We start from the raw sequence: 21,479 nt of genomic DNA on the forward strand, positions 1-21,479 counted from the left end.
CGTCCGCTTCCGAATTTGACGGGTTGCGCGTCGCGCAACCCCAACCCTGACCGAGATCGAAATGCTTCATTTTTCCCGTTGGAAAACAGTCTTTATCTGGTTGCTTGTGCTGGCAAGCGTCTTCATCGCATCTCCCAACCTGTTTTCGGACAAGCAGCTGGAGGGCATGCCTGCCTGGTACAAGGACAACAAGGTAACGCTCGGTCTCGACCTTCAGGGCGGCTCCCACATCATGCTCAAGATCGAGCGTTCCGACATCGTCAAGGAACGGCTTGAAACGATCGTGGGTGACGTGCGCACGCAGCTTCGCGACGCCAACATCCGCTATTCGGGGCTTACGGGCAACGGCCAGCAGATCCAGGTTCGCATCAGCGATCCCGCTCAATATGAAGCGGCGAAAACCGCGCTTCGCGACCTGACGCAGCCTGTGTCCGCCGGAACGCTAGTCGGCGGTTCCATCACAGAAGTGACGATGAACGACGGCGGCGACAATCTGCTGCGGCTCAACCTGACCGATGAAGGCGTGGATTATCGCCTGTCCTCGGCCGTATCGCAGTCCATCGAAGTCGTGCGCCGCCGCGTTGACGAAGTCGGCACCACCGAACCTCTCATCCAGCGTCAGGGTTCCGACCGCATCATCGTACAGGTGCCGGGCCTCCAGGATCCGCAGCGCCTGAAATCGCTTCTCAACCAGACGGCAAAGCTGTCCTTCCGCATGGTCGACACCACCATGCCGGTGCAGGAAGCGATGAATGGCCGTCCGCCCGCGACCTCAGAGGTTCTTTATTCGCAGGACGATCCGCCGGTTCCCTATCTGGTGGAACGCCGCGCGCTCGTTTCCGGCGACAACCTCGTCGATGCGCAGGCAAGCTTCAACCAGCAGACCAATGAACCCGTCGTCACCTTCCGTTTCGACAGCCGCGGTGCGCAGCGCTTTGCGCAGGCGACGCAGCAGAATGTCGGCAAGCCTTTCGCCATCGTGCTCGACAATCAGGTCATTTCTGCACCTGTCATCCGTGAGCCGATCATCGGCGGTTCAGGACAGATTTCCGGCAGTTTCTCGGTTCAGGGCGCCAATGACCTTGCAGTCCTGTTGCGTGCAGGCGCACTTCCGGCCACGCTGACCGTGGTTGAGGAACGCACCGTCGGTCCGAGCCTTGGTAACGACTCCATTACCGCCGGCCTCACGGCAAGCGCCATCGGCGCCGTCGGCGTCCTCATCTTCATGTTCGTCTTTTATGGCTTCTTCGGCCTGCTTGCGAACATCGCCCTCATTGTCAACGTGGTCATGCTGATCGCCGTCCTCAGTGTGATCGGATCTACGCTCACCTTGCCCGGTATTGCGGGTATCGTCTTGACGATCGGTATGGCGGTGGACTCCAACGTTCTGATCTACGAGCGAATACGCGAAGAGGTGAAGAGCGGAAAACCGCTGATCCAGTCACTGGATAACGGTTTCACACGCGCCTTTGCGACCATTATCGACGCCAACCTGACGACGCTGATCGTTGCAAGCGTGCTGTTCTACATGGGCACGGGTCCGGTCAAGGGCTTTGCCGTGACGCTTGCGGTCGGTATCATCACCACCGTCTTCACGGCCTATACGCTGACGGCCTGGATGTTTGGCTACTGGGTTCGCCGCAGCCGTCCGAAACATCTGCCGAAGGGTGTACGCACCGCCATGTTCGACGGTCGCGACATTCCGTTCATGCGTTATCGCCGTGTGGTTTTCATGATCACCGGTGTGATCATGCTCGCCTGCGTCGGCGGCTTCGTCGCCAAGGGCCTGAACCTCGGCATCGATTTCCAGGGCGGCTCGGTTATCGAAGTGCGCGCCAAGCAGGGTGAGGCCGATCTCGCAGATATTCGCGAGCGTCTGAACCAGCTGAACCTCGGTGAAATCCAGGCACAGAATTTCGGCACGCCGCAGGACGTTCTCATCCGCATTCAGGCGCAGGACGGCGGCGAAAATGCCGAGCAGTCGGCAATCACCCTGGTGCGCGGCGAGTTGCAGGACAAGTATGATTTCCGTCGCGTGGAAGTCGTTGGTCCGGCCGTGTCCGGTGACCTGACCGTGACCTCCACGATCGGCGTTGTGCTCGCCATGGCGGCGATCATGATCTACATCTGGGTTCGCTTCGAGTGGCAGTTTGCACTGGGTGCGGTCATCTCGATGGTGCACGACGTGGTCTTCACCATCGGCCTGTTCGTCTTCCTGGGTATAGAGTTCAACCTGACCAGTATCGCGGCGATCCTGACGATCATCGGTTATTCGCTGAACGATACGGTGGTCATCTACGACCGTGTCCGTGAAAACCTCCGGCGATACAAGAAGATGCCACTTTCGATGATCATCGACGTATCGCTGAACCAGACCCTTTCGCGCACGATCCTTACTGGTCTGACCGTGCTTCTGGCACTGCTGGCACTGTATCTGTTCGGTGGCGAGGTCATTCGTTCCTTCACCTTCGCCATGTTGTTCGGCGTCGGTATCGGCGTGTTCTCCTCGGTCTATATCGCGGCTCCGGTGCTGATCGCCTTCAAGCTGCGTCCCGACAGCAAGGATGCGGAAGACGAGAAGGATGAGAAGTCCGGCAATGCCATCGGCGGCAAGCCTGCCGTCTGATGGCCGGCGGGATTGAAATACGCCCGGCCCATTTTCCCGGCCGGGCGCCCATCGATGCCTATGGCAATGGCGGTTTCCGTTTCGCCGACATGTCGCACCGCGGCTCTCTCCTGTTGTTGCCTTCCGGCATTCACGGCTGGAGCCCGGTTGATGTGAAAGAATTGACGCTTGAGCATTTCGACAAGGTTCTGGCTGATGCGCAGGATATCGAGGTGCTTTTGATCGGCACGGGTGATGGCATGCGGGTCTTGCCGAAGGAATTGCGCGAAGCCTTCAGGCAAGCGGGCATTTCGGTCGATCCGATGAGCACGGGTGCTGCCGTGCGCACCTATAATATCATGCTTTCGGAATCGCGCGCCGTGGCTGCGGCGCTGATTGCCGTCGAAGGCTGACAGGACGTTTCGCGCGGGGAAACATGGCACCCACAGAGAATCTAGACGTCTGCCTCGCGACGCTGCGCGACACCGATCGCGACCGCTATCTCGCGTGCCTTCTGTCTCCGGCCGACAAGCGCGCAGCGCTTGCCGCGCTTTATGCCTTCAATGCCGAAATTGCCCGAATCCGCGATTCCGTGCGCGAGGCGCTGCCTGGCGAAGTTCGTATGCAATGGTGGCGCGATCTCCTTGATGGCAATGCGCATGGGGACAGCCAGTCTCACCCCGTTGCTGCCGCTCTTTTGTTGGCGATCGAGCAACATCGCCTGCCGCGACCGGTTCTTGCCAATATGATCGAGGCGCGCATCTTCGATCTTTATGACGATCTGTTCGTGGATCGTAACGCGCTCGAAGGCTATGCGGGGGAGACCGCCTCGGCACTGATCCAGCTGGCTAGCCTTGTGCTTTCGCCGGAAGACACTCCAGCAAGTGCGGAAGCTGCGGGACATGCGGGGGTTGCGCAGGCCATGGCCGGCATTCTAATGCTGATGCCGTTGCACCGTCGTCGTGGGCAGGTCTATATCCCCGCCGATATGCTCGCGGCTGCCGGGCTTGATCGCGAGACGTTTCTGGAAGGCGACGACAAACAACGCATCGGCGTCGCCATCGAGATTTTTGCAACGCACGCGCTTGATCACATCGAGAAGGCGAGACGCGCCAAGATGTCCCGGAATGTCTTTGCGGCCTATCTTCCCGTTGCCTTGTCCGGCCCGGTCATCGCCGCTGCCAGAAAGGCGGGAGCGGGCGTGTTTGAAGGCGAAGTGCAACTGTCGCAGCTTCGCCGGCAATGGCTGCTGGCAAAGGCGTCTTTCCTCAAGCGTTTCTGATCGCTCGAACTGCACATCGCGCAGACAGATCGGAGCAATTTTCGCGTCGAGGCCGAAGAGCCACACTTCACGCAAGCCTCGGTGTTTAAGAGCTTGAGCCGGGTTCGCATCGTTTCGATTCGCGAATCGCGATGTTTCGGTGCTGAGGGAGCCTTCCCGCATGAATATGGCGGTCTGGATAATCGTTTTCGTGCTGCTTGCGGTCTTCGCTGTTTATGCCTGGCGCATGACACGGGCAACGGATGAGGACAATAACCACGATGTGGGGCAGGCGATCATGGATTTTGCCCGCGCGTTTCCCACCGAGGCGATCAGAAGCCTGCATATGACGGTGGATGGCGGCGCAGCCTTCGTGCGGCTGCACGACAACAAGGCCGGCTTCATGCGCAATATGGGATCCCATTATGTGTGCCTGATGATTGATCCCGAGCGGATAAGGGTCGAAAGTCTGGAAAGCGGTGACGGTTTCGTCGTTACGTTTTTCGATACGCCGAAATATAGCGGCTCATACCGCTTCAAATCCGCCGGAGAGGCCGCCGAGGTTTCGCTGTGGCTGCTCGGTAGCCTTGTGGAGGCGCAGGACCATCACGACGAAGGACCGCAGCCCTCGGGCGCCTGAAAGCGTTCTTGGCGTCATTGTCCGTCGAGCGGCGGATTCGCTTCCGTCTGCACACGCTCGCGCCAGATGATGAAAAGGCCGGATGCAACGATGATGAGGATGCCGAGCCATTTCGATGGCGTCGGAAAATCCGAAAACAGCGCATAACCGAGAACTGTCGCCGAGATGATTTCGAAATACTGGAATGGTGCCAGAAGCGACAGCGGCGCCAGCCTGAAGGCCCTGACGATCAGGAGATGCATATAGCCGGATATCGACCCTAACACGATGAGCAGGGTGAGGGTGAAGCCGGATTGCGGAAGCGAGATCGCGAAATCCTTGTCACCGTAGGCGTCGCCGACCAGAAGGGCTGCCGCCATGAACACCGTGCCGGCAATGCCGGACATGGTCTGCATGACAAGCGGACTGTCGGCATCGCCGATAGCGCGGTTAAGGAACAGGTAGAGCGTGTAGAGAAATGCGCAGGCGACCGGCAGGAGCGATGTCCAGCCGAAGATCTCAAAACTCGGCTGAATGACGATCAGAGCGCCGCCGAAACCCACCGCAATCGCTGTCCAGCGTTTCCAGCCGACCCTGTCGCCAAGGAAGAGGGCCGACATCATCGTCAGCATGAATGGCTCGACGAAATAGATGGCAAAGACATCGGCGAGTGGCATGTATTTGACGGCGGCGAAGAACATCAGGCTGGCACTGGCATGCAGCACGCCGCGCAGGCAGTTCATCCACGGTCGTCTGGCGCTGAACAGCGCTTTGGGTGAGACCAGCAGCAGCAGGGGCAGGGTGCACAGAAGCTGGAAAAAGAAGCGGTAGAAGGTGACCTGCGCCGGTGACATTCCGCCGGTCACCGCCATGTATTTGGCGATGGCATCCATGACGGGCAGCACGAACATGCAGCCCGCCATGATCATCATGCCCTTGGCGACATCGTTCAAACCGGTCTGGCTGGTCATGGGTAGGGCTGCGCTTTCAACCAAAAGGTCCGACGAGGAAACAGGAGCGCCAGAGGGCGCTCCCCCTCGACGAGGTCAGGCGGCCTTCTGGCGTGGCAGGCTCTTCATATCAATGACGAAGCGATAACGCACATCGCTTTTTATCATGCGTTCATAAGCCTCATTGATCTGATCGATATTGATCATCTCGATTTCGGCGGCGATGCCTTTTTCGGCGCAGAAATCCAGCATTTCCTGGGTTTCGGGAATGCCGCCAATCATCGAGCCGGCGAAGGTCTTGCGGCCGGGGATGAGGCTGAATGCGTGCACCGATAGCGGCTTCTCAGGCGCTCCGACCTGCACCAGTGCGCCATCCCGCTTCAGCAACGCAAGATAGGCGTTGATGTCGTGGTCGGCGGCAACCGCGTCGATGATAAGATCGAGGCTGGAAGCCGCTTTCTTCATCTGGTCGGCATCGCGTGAAACGATCACCTCATGGGCACCGAGCTTTTTCGCGTCTTCTGCCTTGCCGGGGGAGGTGGTGATCATCACGACCGTAGCGCCCATGGCATTGGCGATCTTGACTGCCATATGGCCGAGGCCACCGAGACCGACGACGCCGATGCGCTTGCCGGGACCTGCATTCCAGTGCCGCAGCGGCGAATAGGTGGTTATGCCGGCGCAGAGCAGGGGTGCTGCGGCTGCTGGATCGAGCCCTTCGGGGATCCGCAGCACATAGCGATCATCGACGACCACATGGGCGGAATAACCACCAAGCGTATGTGCGCCGCCGCCCATGGCCTTGTCAGGCGAGTTGTAGGTGCCGGTCATGCCGTTTTCGCAATATTGCTCCAGCCCTTCGGCGCAGCTTGCGCATTCACGGCAGCTGTCGACGATACAGCCGACGCCGACGCGGTCACCCGCCTTGAATTTCGTGACCTGCGCGCCCACTCGACCGACGCGGCCGATGATTTCGTGGCCAGGGACGCAGGGGTAGAGAGAACCCGGCCATTCGCTGCGGGCCGTATGGATATCGGAGTGGCAGACGCCACAGAACTCGATTTCGATTTCGACATCGCGCGGGCCGGGATCGCGACGCTTGATGGTCGCGAGCTTCATCGGCGAAGAACCGTCATCGCAGGCATAGGCTGACGTTGTGAACATGGTCGTTCCTCCTCTTGTGGTGATCGATATTGCATGCACTGGCAGGCGATAAAAAAGTTGCGGCGGGTTTCAGCCGCCGGAGCCGGCTTCGGGCACTGCCGGGCCAAAGACCTCCTCAAAGGCTTCTCGCAGCAGAACATCGACATCGCCGATCATAACCGGCAATCCAAGATCGACAAGGCTGGTCACGCCATAGGCGCTGATGCCGCAGGGAACGATGCCGGAAAAATGCGCGAGGTCGGGATCGACATTGATCGACAGCCCGTGAAAGCTCACCCATTTGCGCAACCGGATGCCGAGCGCGGCGATCTTGTCCTCGGCCATGCTACCATCGGGAAGCAGGGGTTTTTCCGGACGCCTGACCCAGACGCCAACCCGGTCTTCGCGCCGTTCGCCACGGACATTCATCTTGTCGAGCGTGCGGATGATGACATTCTCCAGCGCGGCAACATAGGCGCGGACATCCTGGCGCCGGCGTTTCAGGTCGAGCATGACGTAAACGACGCGCTGTCCCGGCCCGTGATAGGTATATTCGCCACCGCGACCGGTGGCGAAGACCGGAAAACGCTCCGGCTCGATGAGGTCGGCAACATCGGCACTGGTGCCTGCCGTGTAGAGTGGCGGGTGCTCCAGAAGCCACACGAGTTCGTCGGCCTCGCCATTGGCTATGGCGGCAACTTCGCGTTCCATCTCTTCTATTGCCAGTTCGTAAGGCACGAGACCTTCCGAGATTCGCCAGCGAACAGGCGGCGAGCCGGGAACGGGCAGCATATTTGTCTCGATATCCGTGCGTGTGAGCATGAAAAAGTCCTTTCCACAGCCTTCTCGCAAAATGATGAGAAGGCTGCAACCCCAGCATTTCCGGGCTTCCTGCATATAGGGTGGGCCGGGCCGATTTTTAATTTCAAAAAACTGTCACGACGCTCTTGTGCACCCAAAATCCTTTTGCTACATGCACCCCCGTCGGCGCAAGTCGACGCCTACCACGATGCGGTCGTGGCGGAATTGGTAGACGCGCAGCGTTGAGGTCGCTGTGGGGCAACCCGTGGAAGTTCGAGTCTTCTCGACCGCACCAAAGAAACCCGCTTCGGCGGGTTTTTTCTTTTTCTGCCAATCGTTTGGCGCTGCATTCTCCCAAAAAATTTGAAATATTTGACGTCGATGAAATCCGTCAATTGCTTTAGACGAGCTGAAGCGCGTCCGGTTTAAACAAACCACTGGACGCGCTCGTGATCTCTGGTTCCACGTATTTTGGCACGTGAAACCGTTATGCAATTTTGCTGGAGCTGCTTCAGCGCCGAATGATATTCGAAGCCGTGCCGTTGTCCTGATGATTACCGTCACCGACCCGGTAAGGATCGCCATCCATGACTTGATCCATCCGCCATCCGCTTCCGCGATAAGGACTTTCCCATGTCTGGCACCCGGCGAGAAAAACAGTTACCGACAGCAATCCAAAAGTAAGAGCGGTTCGCAGCATATGAGCCTCCTTCGAAATTTCATTACTTGCTCATGTAGGTGCAAGCGGTTGGCTTTGCGACGGTTTCCCTGAAATTATCGTGCTTTCAAAACCGGCCCACTGATCATTCGTCAATAAATTTCGGTGGATATCGATACACGTTGTAGTAGCCGGTTAAATACCCCCTCAAAACAAGGGGTGGAATATTAGAGGTCTGATGTTAGCGTTTGTCAGAAAAAAAGGTCTGGAGGTTTTCGTGCAGGGGGACAAGGCGGATTCAGACAATGCGCTCGGCTATTATATGTGGAGCATTTCCGACAATAGGTTGATCATGGACACCGTCACCGCGGAGTGTCATGGCTTTTCCGAAGCGGTGGCATCGCGAGGTGTGTCGATTGAGGATATTCTCGAAAGAATTGATGTGGAAATGCGCGATCAGGTGGCGCGGGCAATTTTCGAAAGCATCACTACCGGCGTGTTTTTCGACCAGCGCTACAAGGTGCATCTGCCTGATGGTTCCATCCGCTGGATCGTGGCGAAGGGCAGGGCGATTTTCGATGCTGAAAATACGCCGTTTCTCGGTCTTGGCAGCGTTCGTGATATCACTCTCAAAAAAACCTACCAGTTCGAGCCGCGCCAATAGCTATCGAGTGTCATGAAAAATGGCGCAAAAAAAGAGGCGGCTTTCGCCGCCTTTTTCTGTTCGCACGCTACGGGATATCAGAAGACGGCGAGATATTTCAGCAGAGAAATAATGCCGATGATGATGACGATGACTTGCGCGATCTGTTTCGCGCCGCCGCCGACTGGCAGTCGTGCGATGAGCCACAAGACGAGCACGATCACCAGGAAGGTGATCAGAATGCTGACGAGCGTAGATGTAACCATAGGTCCCAGCTCCCTGTATAATAAAGGTTCAACGGTCGTTCACCGTTGTGTGAGTAAAAAGCGCCAGACAGGTTTTGGTTCCATGCGATTGGTTGCACGCGATTAAATTAGGAATATTTGAATGATAGATGGTGGAAAGGTGAAGTTGAGGCCGGTTGGCGCCACCGCCAAGGTCGGGCGGCTTGGTCGCCCACTGATTTCGACAGTGACCGGCGGCGCCCTGGAAATTGTGACGGGTGTCTCTGAACCGGGCTTCAATCCGATCGACCTCCTTTATTCGTCGCTTGCGGCATGCCTGGCGCTCAGCGCCCGGATTGCGGCGAGCCGCATGGGGTTACTGGACGGCTTCGAGAGCGTGCTCGTTGACGTTTCCGGTGAGAAATCCGCGCAGGAGCCCTATCGCATCATCCGTTTTGATATCAGGATGGAGATTGCCGGGAGTTTCGATGAGGCGACGCGCGCCGCAATTGCCCATGCGGCCGAAGATATCTGCACCGTCAGCAACACTTTGAAGGGCGACGCGGACTTTGCTCTTTCGATCGCTAGCTGATCGTCACGGCTTTCGGGATTTTTCCCATTTCTTCACAAGCCGGTCGCGTTTCAGCTTCGACAGGCGCTTCAGCCAGAACACACCATCCAGCTGGTCGATCTCGTGCTGGATGCAGATGGCGTGAAATCCCTTGGCGCTCTCTCGATGTTCCACGCCCGCTGCGTCCTGAAACCTCACCTCGACCTCAGACGGACGTTCCACCTCTTCGGTGAAGCCCGGCATTGAGACGCTGCCTTCCACATGCCGCATGGTCTGCGCGGAGTGACTGACGATTTCGGGATTGATGTATGTCAGCACGGTTCCCGGTGTCAGCTCAAGCACGAAGACGCGCTGTTTTACACCGATGTGAGCCGCTGTGATGCCGACGCCGGGGGCGGCGCGCATGGTGTCGATCAGGTCCGTGACCAGATTTTGCAGGTGGTCGTCAAAAACAGTGACCGGCGCGCAAATCTCTGAAAGACCGGCATGGGGGTAGGGCAGGATCGGCCTGATTGCCAAGGAATGCTCCGTTCGTTTCAGGTTTGAGAGGATAGCGCGGCAAGCGCCTGTCCTTCCGCTGTGACCTCCAGCCAACTGCGCTGGGTGCGGGCGTCGCGTTTCGTCACCCGCACAAAGCGCGGTGACAGGACGGAGATTTCGCGCAGGACGAGGGCATGCGCAAGTCCCAGCCGATTGGCGATGCTGCGGCTGTCGGTGGCGATATCCATATTGATGGCCAGAAGCATCGCCGCGCCCGTGGCCGAAAGCGCCTGCGACGATCCTTGCACGATCTGCTCCACCGCTGCCATGAAAGCCGCTGCAGATTGTTCCTCACCCATCAAGCCATCCTGTTCAAGAGGCGGAATCGGCAAGCAGCCGGAAGGAGACGAGTACCGATTTCGAAGTTGGCGTAAAGCTGCCTTCGCCATAGCTTGACAGCGGCACCAGCACGTTCAGTTCGGGATAATATCCTCCGACACTGCCGCGCGGAATATTGTAGGGGACCAACCGGAAATTTTGGGCGATCCGCTCCACGCCATCGCCATATTCGCCGATGACATCGACGCGCTGGCGGGAGTGGGCGCCCAGCCCTTCCATATCCGCAGGATTCATGAAGATGACCTGGCGTTCGCCATAAACGCCGCGATAACGGTCGTCCATGCCGTAAATTGTGGTGTTGTATTGGTCGTGGCTGCGGAATGTCTGCAGCACGAAAAGATTATCGCCCGTGAGCGCCTGCTGATGCTCGGTCTGTTCGGGAAGCGGGCCGCTATAAAAGACGGCCTTTTTTGCCGGCGTGTTCCATTCCCGTTCGGAGGCCGTATTGCGCAGGCGAAAACCGCGCGGCACGCGGACGCGTTCGTTGAAATTGTCGAAACCCGGGATGACCCGCTCGATCATGTCTCGGATGAGATCGTAATCCTCGGCAAGCGCTTTCCAGTCGACCTGCGCATTGCCAAGGGTCGCTTGCGCAATGCCGGCAACGATGGCGACTTCGGAGCGTAGTTCCTCCGAGGCAGGCGGATTGATGCCGCCGGAACCATGCACCATGCTCATGGAATCCTCGACCGTGACGATCTGCGGCTTGCCCGCAGAATTACGGTCGATTTCCGTTCGGCCAAGGCAGGGCAGCACGAAGGAGATTTCGCCCGGCACCAGATGCGAATGGTTGAGCTTGGTGGCGATATTGACCGTCAGTTTCTGATTTTCAAAAGCCTTGACGATCAGCGGACTGTCGGGCGTTGCCCGCATGAAGTTGCCGCCGAGCGCGATGAAGGTTTGCGCCTCGCCAGCCAGCATGGCGGCTACTGCTTCGACGGTGTTGTGGCCGGGTTTGCGCGGCATGGCGACGCCGAGTTCTTTTTCCAGTGCGTCTAGCAGCGCCGGCGGCGCTTTTTCATCGATACCGACCGTGCGATCACCCTGAACGTTGGAATGGCCGCGTACCGGGCAAAGACCGGCACCGGGGCGGCCGATATTGCCGCGCAGCAACATGAAGTTGGTGATTTCGCGAACCATGATGACAGAGTGGCGATGCTGGGTGACGCCCATGGCCCAGGTGGCGATGACGGAGCCGGCATTCATGTAGATGCAGGCGGCTTCTTCGATTTCTGCGCGGGTGAGGCCGGACTGGTCGAGAATGCTTTCCCAGCTGGTTGCCTCGACGGCATCACGATAAGCCTCGAACTCGACCGCATGTTCGGCGATGAAGTCGTAATCGATGATGGCAGATTCTCCGGCAGTCCTTGCGGCGTCGTCGGCTGCGAAGATCGCCTTGCTCATGCCGCGCACCACCGCCATGTCGCCGCCTTGCCGGGGCTGGTAATAATTGGTGGCGATCTTGGTGTTGCCGCCGGTGATCATCTCGATCTTGTCCTGCGGATCGGCGAAGCGCTCCAGCCCCTTTTCTTTGATCGGATTGAGGACGACGATTTTCGCGCCGCGAAGCGCTGCCCGGCGCAGGTCGCCCAGCATGCGCGGGTGGTTCGTGCCGGGATTTTGGCCGATCACGAAGATCGCGTCTGCCTGCTCGAAGTCTTCCAGGAGCACCGTGCCCTTGCCGACGCCGATCGAGGCTTTCAGGCCGACACCGCTTGCCTCATGGCACATGTTGGAGCAGTCGGGAAAATTGTTCGTGCCGTAAAGCCGAACCATCAATTGATAGATGAAGGCTGCCTCGTTGGAGGCGCGGCCGGATGTATAGAATTCCGCCCGGTCCGGGCTGTCGAGGCTGTTGAGAACGCCGCCGATTTCGGCAAAGGCGTCGTCCCAGGAGACCGGCAGATATTTGTCGCTCGCCCGGTCGTAACGCATCGGGTGGGTGAGGCGGCCCTGTTTTTCCAGATCGTAGTCAGACCAGCCGCGCAGTTCGGAGACGGTGCGGGTGGCGAAAAAATCCGGCGGCACCCGGGCTTCCGTCGCTTCCCAAGCGACCGCCTTGACGCCGTTTTCGCAGAATTCGAAGGAAGAGCCATGCTCCGGATCGCCCCATGCGCAGCCCGGGCAATCGAATCCATCCGGCTGGTTTGCCTTCAGCAGCGTGCGTGCGCCGGAAATCGGCGCGCCGGATTCCATCAGCCGTTTGCCGACGCTTTTAAGCGCGCCCCAGCCACCTGCGGCGGCGGAAGCCTTGCCGATGAAATCTGTCTTGCTCATTGTCGTGATTTTCCTGAAATTTTCCTGGCCGCCCAGGGATACTTACCGTTTGGCAACGGCCGATCATATATAAAAAAAGCTCTTTCAGAATCGTCTATGGACGACATATGTCAATCTCTATCTTACCGGTTCCGACGGAACGGCAAGGGCTTTCCGGACGTTGTGCGGATTGAGGTGCACTGCCTGCCGCTGCATCATCATGGAGTGCCGCGCTCTTCGATCATGGTCTTGCGAAAGGGCGGTCCATGACATTTTCGTCGCAGTTCCGAAGCCCGTTGTTTTTCACCTATCCGGTTGTTGACAATATACTTTTTAACGCCATTCTGCCTGCAAATTCGTGCACTGCGGCATTTAAAGAAGGGGACGCCAGATGACAGACCGTGACGACGATCTTCTCGCGCCCGAAGAGTTGAAACCGACAGAGGCACCCTCCGATATCTACGCCGAGGACGGCTCTGTCCGCTCCGACTTTCTGGCGATGGTGGGGGCAGCGATTGCCGACCGCGATCTGCTTTTCCTGCGCAAGAATGTGGCGCGACTGCATGAGTCTGAACTCGGCGACGTGCTGGAGTCCATCATGCCGGAGCAGCGCCACGCGCTCGTGCGGTTGCTGGGTTCCGATTTTGACATGACGGCGCTGACCGAGGTGGATGAAGGCATCCGTCTCGATATCGTCGACCAGATGTCCAACGAGCAGATCGCTGCCGGTATTGGCGAGCTGGATTCGGACGACGCTGTCTACATTCTCGAGGATCTCGACGACGAGGACCGCGAGGACATCCTCTCGCAACTTCCGTTCACCGAACGGGTGCGGCTGATGCGGGCGCTGGATTATCCGGAAAGCTCTGCCGGCCGTCGCATGCAGACGGAATTCGTTGCCGTGCCGCCGTTCTGGACCGTGGGACAGACCATTGATTATCTGCGTGAGGAGGAGGAGTTGCCGGATTCCTTCACGCAGATCTTCGTCATCGACCCCACGTTCAAGCTTGTCGGCGCTCTCGATCTCGACAAGGTGCTGCGCGCCAAGCGTCAGGTGAAGATCGAAACGATCATGCACGAGACCAACCACTCCATTCCGGCCGAAATGGACCAGGAAGAAGCGGCGCAACTTTTCGAACAATACGACCTTCTATCTGCCGCCGTGGTGGACAATAACGGCCGTCTGGTTGGCGTGCTCACCATCGATGACGTGGTCGACGTCATTCAGGAAGAAGCCGAAGAGGATTTGCTGCGCCTTGGCGGTGTGGGCGACGAAGAACTGTCTGACAGCATCACCAGCACCTCGCGCTCACGTGTGCCGTGGCTTGCGGTCAACCTCCTTACCGCCTTTCTGTCCGCCTCCGTCATCAGCCTTTTCGATGCGACGATCCAGCAGATCATTGCGCTGGCGATTTTGATGCCGACGGTTGCCGGGATGGGCGGCAATGCCGGATCGCAGACCATGACCGTGTCCGTGCGGGCGCTGGCTACCAAAAGCCTAGATATTCACAACGCTGCCCGCATTATCAGGCGTGAAGCGGGCGTTGGCATCCTGAACGGGTTGTTGTTCGGCTGTGCCATCGGCATCGTTGCAGGCGTGTGGTTCCAGGATGTCCATATCGGCGGCATCATTGCCGCCGCCATGTGTCTCAACATGCTGGCGGCGGCGCTGGCAGGCATTCTCATTCCGCTGGTTCTCGACAGGTTCGGGGCAGACCCCGCCGTTTCCTCTGCTGTCTTCGTGACGGCGGTAACGGACATTGTCGGCTTTTTTTCGTTTCTGGGCATCGCTACCTGGTGGTACGGTATTTCGGGATAGGCCAGAACAGGCGAAAGCGGCAGGAAAAATTGACTTTTACGTGAAGGTCAAATAATAATTGTCCGGTTATGAATCGGATAGGCCCTTGGACAAGTATTATAGCATAACCGAACTGACGCGCGAATTCGGTGTTTCCACCCGCACCTTGCGATTTTACGAGGATGAGGGCCTCATTCACCCTGAGCGACGCGGGCGTACGAGGCTTTTCAGGTCTGCGGATCGACGTCTCATTCAGGAAATCCTGCGCGGCCGCCGTATCGGTTTCACGATCGCAGAAATTCGCGAGATCATTCACGTCTACAAGGAGCCGCCGGGCGAATCAGGCCAGCTTGTGCTTCTGATGAAGAAGGTCGATGAGAAGCGCGCCGATCTCAGGCAAAAGCGCAAGGACATCGAAGAGACGCTGGCCGAGCTCGACAATGTCGAAGAGGCCTGCCTGACGCGCCTTGCCGAAATCGGCGTAGGGACCTGATGCAGGTTTCCCGCCGTCGCGCTTGACGTGATGGCCCTGGATTTCCCGCGGAGAAGAAAACCTCTCACTCCGTCATGCTTTTGATTTTACGCGACGTGGATAGATCCTCGGGTCAAGCCCGAGAATGACGCCGAGCGTAGATTGGGCGTGTGTCGTTCTTTATTGCGCCTCAACCGTGCACTGTTGCGCCACGTCGCTGACCTTCGTCTGCTGCTCCGCGCTGAGCTTGCCTTCCATCATGATGTCAAACAGGCTTTCCGCTTGCAGCTTTTCAAGCGTGCAACCGCAGAAACGTTGGCACAATTCCTGGCCGTTAGCCTGCTGGACGCAGCTTTTTTCACAGCTCGATTTGTAAAGCTCCACCTGGTCGACAGGAGGAGGCGGTGCCACAAGTGATACCGCGTAGACGAGTCCAATCAGCGCCGGCTGGTGGATGAGGTAGAACGCAAGGCTGTGACGGCCCGCTGTTGCTATCAGATTGCGGGGGGAGCTTGGGTTGCGAAAACGGTCCAGCCAGCTGCGCGGTGTGACGAATTGCGAAACCGCAAGTCCGGCAAGAAAGGGCGCTAGCCACGGCAAGAGCGGCACATAATCGTTCGAGCGCGGCGGCATGGTGGAGAAACCGACCCATGCCAGCCATTTGCTGTTGAAAAAATCCGACTGGACGTATTGCGGCAGCGCAAAGGCAAAAGCCGCAAAAAGCAGCGTCACCAGCGGGGGTGCCCGCAGGAACAGCAGCCCGACAAGGCTTGCAGCGGCTATGCTGTGCAGGATTCCGAAAAAGATGAAGCTATCCGGAAAGGCGACATAGGTAGCGATGGTGATGAGCAGCGCCGAGCCCGCCACCATTGCAAAACGCTTGCCGAAGGACGGCCAGTTTATGGCTTTGCCATGGGCGAGAAACAGGCTGAAACCGGCGAGGAACAGGAACGAGCTGGCAATGGCGCGCGCATAAAGCTTCCACAGGCCGGTGGTTGCCGTACCCGGCTCCAGATAGCCGAAATACTCCAGATTCCATGTGAAGTGGTAAGACGCCATGGCGATGAGCGCCAGCCCGCGCAGTGTATCGAGACCGCCCATGCGGCCTTTGCGGCGGGTGTCGATTGCAGCTGTTTCTGTTTCCATAATTCCCGCTGTTTCAGCTGTCTGAAGCCGTTGTCTACTCAAGGGCTTGGCCCGTGAAGTAAGGCTATTTCAAGGCCCGGGCCTGTCCATGATGGCGCGGCGTGCCTCGGAGAAGAACTGGCGGCGCAACAGCGCCACTATGATGATGACCGTGCTTGCGATGAATACATAGGGGCTGATGAACCAGCCGAGATAACCGATCGACAGGAAGATCGTCCGCAGCCCATCATTGAAGTTCTTAGCAGCGATGATGTTCATCTTTATGACGTTTTCAGCGGCACGCTCGGCAGCGTCGCGATCCGCGTTGACATCATGGACCATTGGTATGGCACCGAACAGGATCGTGCAATAATTGAACAGGCGGTAGGACCAGCCGAACTTGAAAAACGAGTAGCCGAAAAGGCAGGTTAGCCCCATGACCTTCAGTTCGAAGGCCGTGCGCCCGGCATATTGCACGAAGGGCAGGTCGCGAAACACGGTTTCGACCCGATCTGTCGCCCCCAGCAGAGCAAAGCAGCCGCCGATGGCAAAGATCGAGGTAGACGCGAAAAAAGCGGTACCATTCTGCAAACCCGCCATGATCTGCGTGTCGATCATCTTCAAGTCGCGTTTGAGAGAATTGTAAATCCAGTCGCGCCGGCGCTCCGCCATCGCCTGATTGAGGCTGGTTCGCGAAAACAGCGTCGTTCCCGTCGTGAGGTGGGTATAGGTGGCCCATAACACGATAAAAACGACGATCGAGATATAGTCCATGACGGTCATCACGGGCAGGTCACCTTGCTGTTTGCGAATCTTCGCGGCCATATTGATTTGAAGGCCATTGCAAGGCAATGGCAGCGGCCTCCATGGGCAAACATTCTCCCGCCGCGTTGCAGCTTCGTCATTTCGTTTTCTGCTAACGTTCCGGTAACCAAGTGGCTTTATCAATCCCGTCGCGGACGGAAAGGTCTGCCGGTTCCGGGTCAAGGTTTTGCGTACCGGTTCCGCTTGATTTTTCGTAGACACCGCTCGCCGATTGACAGAATGACCGTTCGCACCTAGCTTTTTGTCAGGACCGGTGTTTCCGGCATCCGGAGTTGCCAAGGCTGTCATATGTCCCGCATCGTGCGGACAGGTTTTGTCGTCTCCGACCCGGTATCATCGGCAGTCCGGCGTGAGTAACCGGGGGACGCCTTTTTCTACGAATCGTTCCCTTCATGTACGGCTGTCTCTGGCTTGCGACACCGCAATGATGCCGGTCCGTCTTATTCTTTTCTTCCAGGTTCTTCATGACAGATAAAAACCGCTCCGTTTTCATTCTAGGCGGCGCGCGCTCCGGCAAGTCCCGTTTTGCCGAGGACCTTGCGGGCAAAGCCAACGGGCGCCTGCATTATCTGGCCACCGGCCGGGCATGGGATGACGAGATGCGCGATCGCATCGACCATCATCAGGCCCGGCGTGGCGAGGAGTGGACGACACACGAGGCGCCCGTTGATATCGCTGCCGTGCTCGCGCGGCTGGATGCCCCGGACAATGTCATCCTTATCGACTGCCTGACATTGTGGCTCACCAATCTGATGATGGAGAACGCCGATATCGAGACGGCGTTCGCCACGCTGGCAGCGGCAATCGCGTCCACCAAGGCGAAACTGATTCTCGTCTCTAATGAGGTCGGCCTTGGCATCGTGCCGGAAAACCGCATGGCGCGCGAATTCCGCGATCACGCCGGAAGGTTACACCAGCGCGTCGCGGCCATCGTCGATGAAGTCTATTTCGTCGCAGCCGGGCTGCCGCTGAAAATGAAGGGCTGACGCAAGCCCTATAAAGCCGGTGTCGCGCGTCGGCGTCTGTTCTTTCAGTTTCTACGTACTTCTTATCGCCAAATCCCGGCTCGGTTTTGCCGGTGCTGCGACAGCTTCTCTTTCTTGATCTGGATCAAGGTGGCTTCCCCACGCCGGTGGCAATGCTCCAACCGACGCAAAGGCCCGTTTCCGCTTCGTAAAGCGCGCGCCAAGCCTTTCGTCGGTCTGCTTGCACGTTGGGGGAAACCAACAATGAATTACACGTTAGAAACCGCGATCGTGGCCCTTGGGGCTTTTCTCGCGCTGCTCGGGGCTGCTTTCGCTCACGACAGTCTTTTCGCCGCCCATATGTGGGTGCTGTTCTTTACGCTTCTGGTCAGCACGGTGCTTCTGCTGCGCCGTGTTTCTTTCGCGCCTGTCGATCAGGCCGCGCGCGCCCGGCTGAAATCCGAATATTTCGATGAGGTCGTGAAATACGGCGTCGTCGCTACCGTGTTCTGGGGCGTGGTCGGGTTTCTGGTCGGGGTCGTGGTGGCGCTTCAGCTTGCCTTTCCCGATCTCAACATCGCGCCCTATTTCAATTTCGGCCGGATGCGGCCGCTGCACACCTCCGCGGTGATCTTCGCTTTCGGGGGAAATGCGCTGATTGCCACGTCATTTTACGTGGTGCAGAGAACCTGTCGCGCACGCCTGTTCGGCGGCAATCTCGGCTGGTTCGTGTTCTGGGGCTACAACCTCTTCATCGTGATGGCTGCCACTGGCTATCTGCTTGGTATCACGCAGGGCCGCGAATATGCCGAGCCGGAATGGTATGTCGATATCTGGCTGACGATAGTCTGGGTCGCCTATCTCCTCGCATTTCTCGGCACGATCCTGACGCGCAAGGAGCCGCATATCTATGTGGCAAACTGGTTCTATCTGAGCTTCATCGTGACGATCGCCATGCTGCATATCGTCAACAACCTCGCCATTCCGGTGTCGTTCCTCGGCGTCAAGAGCTACTCCGCTTTCTCGGGCGTGCAGGATGCGCTGACGCAATGGTGGTACGGCCATAACGCCGTCGGCTTTTTCCTCACCGCCGGCTTCCTCGGCATGATGTATTATTTCATTCCCAAGCAGGTGAACCGCCCGGTCTATTCCTACCGCCTGTCGATCATCCACTTCTGGGCTTTGATCTTCATGTATATCTGGGCCGGTCCGCACCATCTGCACTATACGGCGCTGCCGGACTGGGCGCAGACGCTCGGTATGGTGTTCTCGATCATGCTGTGGATGCCGTCCTGGGGTGGCATGATCAACGGCCTGATGACGCTATCGGGCGCCTGGGACAAGATCCGCACCGATCCCATCGTGCGTATGATGGTAATGGCGGTGGCCTTCTACGGCATGGCGACCTTCGAGGGTCCGATGATGTCGATCAAGGCTGTCAACTCGCTCAGCCACTATACCGACTGGACCATCGGCCACGTGCATTCCGGCGCTCTCGGCTGGAACGGCATGATCACCTTCGGTGCCATCTATTATCTGACGCCGAAACTGTGGGGCAGGGATCGTCTCTACAGCCTGCAACTGGTCAACTGGCACTTCTGGCTCGCCACGATCGGCATCGTCATCTACGCCGCCGTGATGTGGGTGGCCGGCATCCAGCAGGCCTTGATGTGGCGCGAATACGATACGCAGGGCTTCCTCGTCTATTCCTTCGCGGAATCGGTCGCAGCGCTGTTCCCCTATTACGTGATGCGTGCGCTGGGTGGCCTGATGTTCCTCAGTGGCGCGCTGATCATGGCCTACAACGTCACCATGACCATCCTCGGTCGTCAACGCGAGGAGGGCGTCCGAAATGACGCCGCACCTTCGCTGCAGCCCGCTGAATAAGGAGGGGCCGATGTCCATACTCGACAAACACGGCGTCATCGAACGCAACGCCACTCTGCTTCTGGTCGGTTCGCTGCTCGTCGTCTCAATCGGCGGTATCGTGGAAATCGCGCCGCTTTTCTATCTCGAAAACACTATCGAGAAGGTGGAGGGCATGCGGCCCTACTCGCCGCTCGAACTGGCCGGGCGCAACATCTACATCCGAGAGGGATGTTATGTCTGCCACAGCCAGATGATCCGGCCGTTCCGCGACGAGGTGGAGCGTTACGGGCACTATAGCCTGGCGGCGGAATCCATGTACGACCACCCGTTCCAGTGGGGTTCCAAGCGCACGGGGCCGGACCTCGCACGCGTAGGCGACCGCTATTCGAATGAATGGCACGTGCAGCATCTGGCCGATCCGCGCTCCGTCGTGCCGGAATCGATCATGCCGTCCTACGCGTTCCTCAAAACCACGCCGTTGAAGATTACGGATATCTCGATGGAGCTGAAGGCTAACCGCGCCGTTGGCGTGCCCTATAGCGACGAGATGATCGAGAAATCAGCGGCTGATCTTCACGCGCAGGCCGATCCGAACGCCGATACGACCGAGCTTCTGGCGCGCTATCCGAAGGCGAAAGTCGGCGATTTCGATGGCGATCCAGCCAAGCTTACCGAAATGGATGCGCTGGTTGCCTATTTGCAGATGCTCGGCACGCTGGTCGATTTTTCGACCTATGACGATGCCGCCGGATATCGGTGAGGAGGCGATACGATGGAAACCTACACGGCCATGCGCCACTTCGCCGATAGCTGGGGCCTGCTTGCCATGACCCTGTTCTTCGCCGGCGTCGTCGTTTTCACCCTTCGTCCCGGATCGAAAAAAGCTGCGGACGACGCCGCCAGCATTCCGCTTAAGGAGGACTAGGATATGTCCGAAAAACACATTGATGACATCAGCGGCGTCGAAACCACCGGCCATGAATGGGACGGTATTCGCGAGCTTAACAATCCGATGCCGCGCTGGTGGGTCTGGACCTTCTACTTCACGATCCTCTGGGCCATCGGCTACACCATCGCCTATCCGGCATGGCCGCTGATCAATGGCGCAACGCAAGGGTTGCTCGGCTGGAGCAGCCGTTCCGAGATCGCCGCCGATATGGCGGACGCCAAACAGGCGCAGAGCGTCTATTCCGACAGAATCGCCAGTTCCTCGCTCGCCGAGATTGAGGCCGATCCGACGCTAAGGCAATTTGCGCTTTCCGGCGGTGCCGCCGCCTTCAAGGTCAATTGCATCCAGTGTCACGGTTCGGGTGCGGAAGGCGGGCAGGGATATCCCAACCTCAACGACGACGATTGGATGTGGGGAGGCAGCGTCGAGGATATCTATACGACGGTAAAGCACGGCATTCGTTTTGCCGACGATCCCGATACGCGCCTGTCGGAAATGCCGGCCTTCGGCGATATCCTCAAGTCCGAGGAAATCCGCGAGGTCGCCGCCTATGTCGTCAGCCTGACAGGAACGCCTTCCAACCCGGCACTCGTAGAACCCGGTAAACAGATTTTCGCCGACAATTGCGCCTCGTGCCACGGTGAGAACGCCAAGGGCAACCGCGAGTTCGGCGCGCCCAACCTGGCCGACGCGATCTGGCTGAAGGCCAGTGGCGAGCAGGGGATCGTTGCGCAGATACGGTCGCCAAAACACGGGGTCATGCCCGCCTGGGGTGAACGGCTTGGTGATACCACGGTCAAGCAGCTTGCGATCTTCGTGCACTCGCTTGGCGGTGGCGAGTGAACGTCACAGCCAACAAATGGAAA

At 58.3% G+C, this 21,479-nt stretch carries 23 protein-coding genes and 1 tRNA gene; 14 read left to right on the top strand and 10 right to left on the bottom strand.

Going from position 1 to position 21,479, the window contains the following annotated elements:
- Positions 1 to 61: 61 nt before the first annotated feature.
- From secDF to ACQZ45_RS01435, 4 genes are all read left to right on the top strand, one after another.
- Complete coding sequence (gene secDF, locus ACQZ45_RS01420) at positions 62 to 2,626, top strand: protein translocase subunit SecDF (protein WP_003515348.1); 2,565 nt, start codon at positions 62 to 64, stop codon at positions 2,624 to 2,626.
- Positions 2,626 to 3,018 carry an Mth938-like domain-containing protein gene (locus tag ACQZ45_RS01425; RefSeq protein ID WP_003515346.1) on the top strand — a complete coding sequence of 131 codons (393 nt, stop codon included), beginning with the start codon at positions 2,626 to 2,628 and terminating at the stop codon, positions 3,016 to 3,018. Before secDF ends, ACQZ45_RS01425 begins: the two co-directional genes overlap by 1 nt.
- Before the next feature lie 23 nt (positions 3,019 to 3,041).
- On the top strand, positions 3,042 to 3,887 hold the full coding sequence (locus tag ACQZ45_RS01430; protein WP_113291738.1) for a phytoene/squalene synthase family protein: 846 nt from the start codon (positions 3,042 to 3,044) through the stop codon (positions 3,885 to 3,887).
- A gap of 160 nt (positions 3,888 to 4,047) precedes the next feature.
- Positions 4,048 to 4,506, top strand: a complete 459-nt coding sequence (locus ACQZ45_RS01435; RefSeq protein ID WP_003515343.1) for a hypothetical protein — start codon at positions 4,048 to 4,050, stop codon at positions 4,504 to 4,506.
- A gap of 14 nt (positions 4,507 to 4,520) precedes the next feature.
- Here ACQZ45_RS01435 and ACQZ45_RS01440 read toward each other — a convergent pair whose 3' ends face one another.
- The 3 genes from ACQZ45_RS01440 to lipB all read right to left on the bottom strand — a co-directional run bounded on the left by ACQZ45_RS01440 (position 4,521) and on the right by lipB (position 7,400).
- On the bottom strand, positions 4,521 to 5,456 hold the full coding sequence (locus tag ACQZ45_RS01440) for a DMT family transporter (RefSeq protein ID WP_162696060.1): 936 nt from the start codon (positions 5,454 to 5,456) through the stop codon (positions 4,521 to 4,523).
- Positions 5,457 to 5,531: 75 nt separating this feature from the next.
- Positions 5,532 to 6,599: an NAD(P)-dependent alcohol dehydrogenase gene (locus ACQZ45_RS01445; RefSeq protein WP_003515339.1), complete on the bottom strand. Its 1,068-nt coding sequence runs from the start codon at positions 6,597 to 6,599 to the stop codon at positions 5,532 to 5,534.
- A 69-nt stretch (positions 6,600 to 6,668) separates the two neighbouring features.
- On the bottom strand, positions 6,669 to 7,400 hold the full coding sequence (lipB, locus tag ACQZ45_RS01450) for a lipoyl(octanoyl) transferase LipB (protein ID WP_003515336.1): 732 nt from the start codon (positions 7,398 to 7,400) through the stop codon (positions 6,669 to 6,671).
- A gap of 189 nt (positions 7,401 to 7,589) precedes the next feature.
- On the opposite strand from lipB, the gene ACQZ45_RS01455 reads away from it, so the two are divergent.
- A tRNA-Leu gene (locus ACQZ45_RS01455) sits at positions 7,590 to 7,674 on the top strand.
- A 216-nt stretch (positions 7,675 to 7,890) separates the two neighbouring features.
- Here ACQZ45_RS01455 and ACQZ45_RS01460 read toward each other — a convergent pair.
- Positions 7,891 to 8,079 (bottom strand): hypothetical protein, encoded by a 189-nt coding sequence (locus ACQZ45_RS01460; protein ID WP_080580964.1) that lies wholly within the window; start codon positions 8,077 to 8,079, stop codon positions 7,891 to 7,893.
- Between the two features lie 196 nt (positions 8,080 to 8,275).
- On the opposite strand from ACQZ45_RS01460, the gene ACQZ45_RS01465 reads away from it, so the two are divergent.
- Positions 8,276 to 8,701 carry a PAS domain-containing protein gene (locus tag ACQZ45_RS01465; RefSeq protein WP_003515332.1) on the top strand — a complete coding sequence of 142 codons (426 nt, stop codon included), beginning with the start codon at positions 8,276 to 8,278 and terminating at the stop codon, positions 8,699 to 8,701.
- A gap of 77 nt (positions 8,702 to 8,778) precedes the next feature.
- Here ACQZ45_RS01465 and ACQZ45_RS01470 read toward each other — a convergent pair whose 3' ends face one another.
- On the bottom strand, positions 8,779 to 8,946 hold the full coding sequence (locus ACQZ45_RS01470) for a Thivi_2564 family membrane protein (RefSeq protein WP_003502827.1): 168 nt from the start codon (positions 8,944 to 8,946) through the stop codon (positions 8,779 to 8,781).
- Positions 8,947 to 9,067: 121 nt separating this feature from the next.
- Between ACQZ45_RS01470 and ACQZ45_RS01475 the strand changes: the two genes are divergently transcribed.
- Entirely contained in the window at positions 9,068 to 9,496 is a 429-nt protein-coding gene (locus ACQZ45_RS01475; protein ID WP_003515329.1) for an OsmC family protein, read from the top strand.
- Between the two features lie 3 nt (positions 9,497 to 9,499).
- On the opposite strand, the gene ACQZ45_RS01480 is transcribed toward ACQZ45_RS01475, so the two are convergent.
- From ACQZ45_RS01480 to ACQZ45_RS01490, 3 genes are read right to left on the bottom strand one after another with little or no spacing between them, the layout of a single operon-like run.
- On the bottom strand, positions 9,500 to 9,994 hold the full coding sequence (locus ACQZ45_RS01480; protein WP_003515327.1) for a peptide deformylase: 495 nt from the start codon (positions 9,992 to 9,994) through the stop codon (positions 9,500 to 9,502).
- Between the two features lie 17 nt (positions 9,995 to 10,011).
- Positions 10,012 to 10,314, bottom strand: a complete 303-nt coding sequence (locus ACQZ45_RS01485) for a hypothetical protein (RefSeq protein ID WP_003515325.1) — start codon at positions 10,312 to 10,314, stop codon at positions 10,012 to 10,014.
- 13 nt (positions 10,315 to 10,327) lie between these two features.
- Entirely contained in the window at positions 10,328 to 12,631 is a 2,304-nt protein-coding gene (locus tag ACQZ45_RS01490) for an FdhF/YdeP family oxidoreductase (protein WP_113291659.1), read from the bottom strand.
- A 370-nt stretch (positions 12,632 to 13,001) separates the two neighbouring features.
- Here ACQZ45_RS01490 and mgtE point away from each other — a divergent pair, with 370 nt between their 5' ends.
- Positions 13,002 to 14,429: a magnesium transporter gene (gene mgtE, locus ACQZ45_RS01495; protein WP_013636179.1), complete on the top strand. Its 1,428-nt coding sequence runs from the start codon at positions 13,002 to 13,004 to the stop codon at positions 14,427 to 14,429.
- Positions 14,430 to 14,514: 85 nt separating this feature from the next.
- Positions 14,515 to 14,901, top strand: a complete 387-nt coding sequence (locus tag ACQZ45_RS01500; RefSeq protein ID WP_003515319.1) for a MerR family transcriptional regulator — start codon at positions 14,515 to 14,517, stop codon at positions 14,899 to 14,901.
- Between the two features lie 159 nt (positions 14,902 to 15,060).
- Here the strand turns inward: ACQZ45_RS01500 and ACQZ45_RS01505 are convergent, their stop codons facing one another.
- Complete coding sequence (locus ACQZ45_RS01505) at positions 15,061 to 16,026, bottom strand: heparan-alpha-glucosaminide N-acetyltransferase (protein ID WP_448742122.1); 966 nt, start codon at positions 16,024 to 16,026, stop codon at positions 15,061 to 15,063.
- Positions 16,027 to 16,095: 69 nt separating this feature from the next.
- Positions 16,096 to 16,788: a DUF599 domain-containing protein gene (locus tag ACQZ45_RS01510; RefSeq protein WP_013636176.1), complete on the bottom strand. Its 693-nt coding sequence runs from the start codon at positions 16,786 to 16,788 to the stop codon at positions 16,096 to 16,098.
- 506 nt (positions 16,789 to 17,294) lie between these two features.
- Here ACQZ45_RS01510 and cobU point away from each other — a divergent pair.
- The 5 genes from cobU (at position 17,295) to ccoP (ending at position 21,456) form a co-directional block, all read left to right on the top strand.
- Positions 17,295 to 17,816 (top strand): bifunctional adenosylcobinamide kinase/adenosylcobinamide-phosphate guanylyltransferase, encoded by a 522-nt coding sequence (gene cobU / locus ACQZ45_RS01515; RefSeq protein WP_113291661.1) that lies wholly within the window; start codon positions 17,295 to 17,297, stop codon positions 17,814 to 17,816.
- A 243-nt stretch (positions 17,817 to 18,059) separates the two neighbouring features.
- Positions 18,060 to 19,682, top strand: a complete 1,623-nt coding sequence (ccoN, locus tag ACQZ45_RS01520) for a cytochrome-c oxidase, cbb3-type subunit I (protein ID WP_003515308.1) — start codon at positions 18,060 to 18,062, stop codon at positions 19,680 to 19,682.
- Between the two features lie 10 nt (positions 19,683 to 19,692).
- Positions 19,693 to 20,424, top strand: coding sequence for a cytochrome-c oxidase, cbb3-type subunit II (gene ccoO, locus ACQZ45_RS01525; protein WP_003515307.1), 732 nt, complete (start codon positions 19,693 to 19,695; stop codon positions 20,422 to 20,424).
- A 12-nt stretch (positions 20,425 to 20,436) separates the two neighbouring features.
- Positions 20,437 to 20,589, top strand: coding sequence for a CcoQ/FixQ family Cbb3-type cytochrome c oxidase assembly chaperone (locus tag ACQZ45_RS01530; protein ID WP_003502810.1), 153 nt, complete (start codon positions 20,437 to 20,439; stop codon positions 20,587 to 20,589).
- Positions 20,590 to 20,592: 3 nt separating this feature from the next.
- The gene (gene ccoP, locus ACQZ45_RS01535) at positions 20,593 to 21,456 is read left to right on the top strand and encodes a cytochrome-c oxidase, cbb3-type subunit III (protein ID WP_003515305.1); all 864 of its coding nucleotides are present in this window, start codon (positions 20,593 to 20,595) and stop codon (positions 21,454 to 21,456) included.
- The last annotated feature ends 23 nt before the right edge of the window (positions 21,457 to 21,479 follow it).

This window comes from Agrobacterium sp. 16-2014-1-2a (genome assembly GCF_053522705.1).

Excerpts from the sequence above, each read along its gene's own strand:
- secDF (WP_003515348.1), top strand. The coding sequence starts at position 62 with ATGCTTCATTTTTCCCGTTGGAAAACAGTCTTTATCTGGTTGCTTGTG.
- ACQZ45_RS01425 (WP_003515346.1), top strand. The coding sequence starts at position 2,626 with ATGGCCGGCGGGATTGAAATACGCCCGGCCCATTTTCCCGGCCGGGCG.
- ACQZ45_RS01430 (WP_113291738.1), top strand. The coding sequence starts at position 3,042 with ATGGCACCCACAGAGAATCTAGACGTCTGCCTCGCGACGCTGCGCGAC.
- ACQZ45_RS01435 (WP_003515343.1), top strand. The coding sequence starts at position 4,048 with ATGAATATGGCGGTCTGGATAATCGTTTTCGTGCTGCTTGCGGTCTTC.
- ACQZ45_RS01440 (WP_162696060.1), bottom strand. The coding sequence starts at position 5,456 with ATGACCAGCCAGACCGGTTTGAACGATGTCGCCAAGGGCATGATGATC.
- ACQZ45_RS01445 (WP_003515339.1), bottom strand. The coding sequence starts at position 6,599 with ATGTTCACAACGTCAGCCTATGCCTGCGATGACGGTTCTTCGCCGATG.
- lipB (WP_003515336.1), bottom strand. The coding sequence starts at position 7,400 with ATGCTCACACGCACGGATATCGAGACAAATATGCTGCCCGTTCCCGGC.
- ACQZ45_RS01460 (WP_080580964.1), bottom strand. The coding sequence starts at position 8,079 with ATGCTGCGAACCGCTCTTACTTTTGGATTGCTGTCGGTAACTGTTTTT.
- ACQZ45_RS01465 (WP_003515332.1), top strand. The coding sequence starts at position 8,276 with ATGTTAGCGTTTGTCAGAAAAAAAGGTCTGGAGGTTTTCGTGCAGGGG.
- ACQZ45_RS01470 (WP_003502827.1), bottom strand. The coding sequence starts at position 8,946 with ATGGTTACATCTACGCTCGTCAGCATTCTGATCACCTTCCTGGTGATC.
- ACQZ45_RS01475 (WP_003515329.1), top strand. The coding sequence starts at position 9,068 with ATGATAGATGGTGGAAAGGTGAAGTTGAGGCCGGTTGGCGCCACCGCC.
- ACQZ45_RS01485 (WP_003515325.1), bottom strand. The coding sequence starts at position 10,314 with ATGGGTGAGGAACAATCTGCAGCGGCTTTCATGGCAGCGGTGGAGCAG.
- ACQZ45_RS01490 (WP_113291659.1), bottom strand. The coding sequence starts at position 12,631 with ATGAGCAAGACAGATTTCATCGGCAAGGCTTCCGCCGCCGCAGGTGGC.
- mgtE (WP_013636179.1), top strand. The coding sequence starts at position 13,002 with ATGACAGACCGTGACGACGATCTTCTCGCGCCCGAAGAGTTGAAACCG.
- ACQZ45_RS01505 (WP_448742122.1), bottom strand. The coding sequence starts at position 16,026 with ATGGAAACAGAAACAGCTGCAATCGACACCCGCCGCAAAGGCCGCATG.
- ACQZ45_RS01510 (WP_013636176.1), bottom strand. The coding sequence starts at position 16,788 with ATGACCGTCATGGACTATATCTCGATCGTCGTTTTTATCGTGTTATGG.
- cobU (WP_113291661.1), top strand. The coding sequence starts at position 17,295 with ATGACAGATAAAAACCGCTCCGTTTTCATTCTAGGCGGCGCGCGCTCC.
- ccoN (WP_003515308.1), top strand. The coding sequence starts at position 18,060 with ATGAATTACACGTTAGAAACCGCGATCGTGGCCCTTGGGGCTTTTCTC.
- ccoO (WP_003515307.1), top strand. The coding sequence starts at position 19,693 with ATGTCCATACTCGACAAACACGGCGTCATCGAACGCAACGCCACTCTG.
- ACQZ45_RS01530 (WP_003502810.1), top strand. The coding sequence starts at position 20,437 with ATGGAAACCTACACGGCCATGCGCCACTTCGCCGATAGCTGGGGCCTG.
- ccoP (WP_003515305.1), top strand. The coding sequence starts at position 20,593 with ATGTCCGAAAAACACATTGATGACATCAGCGGCGTCGAAACCACCGGC.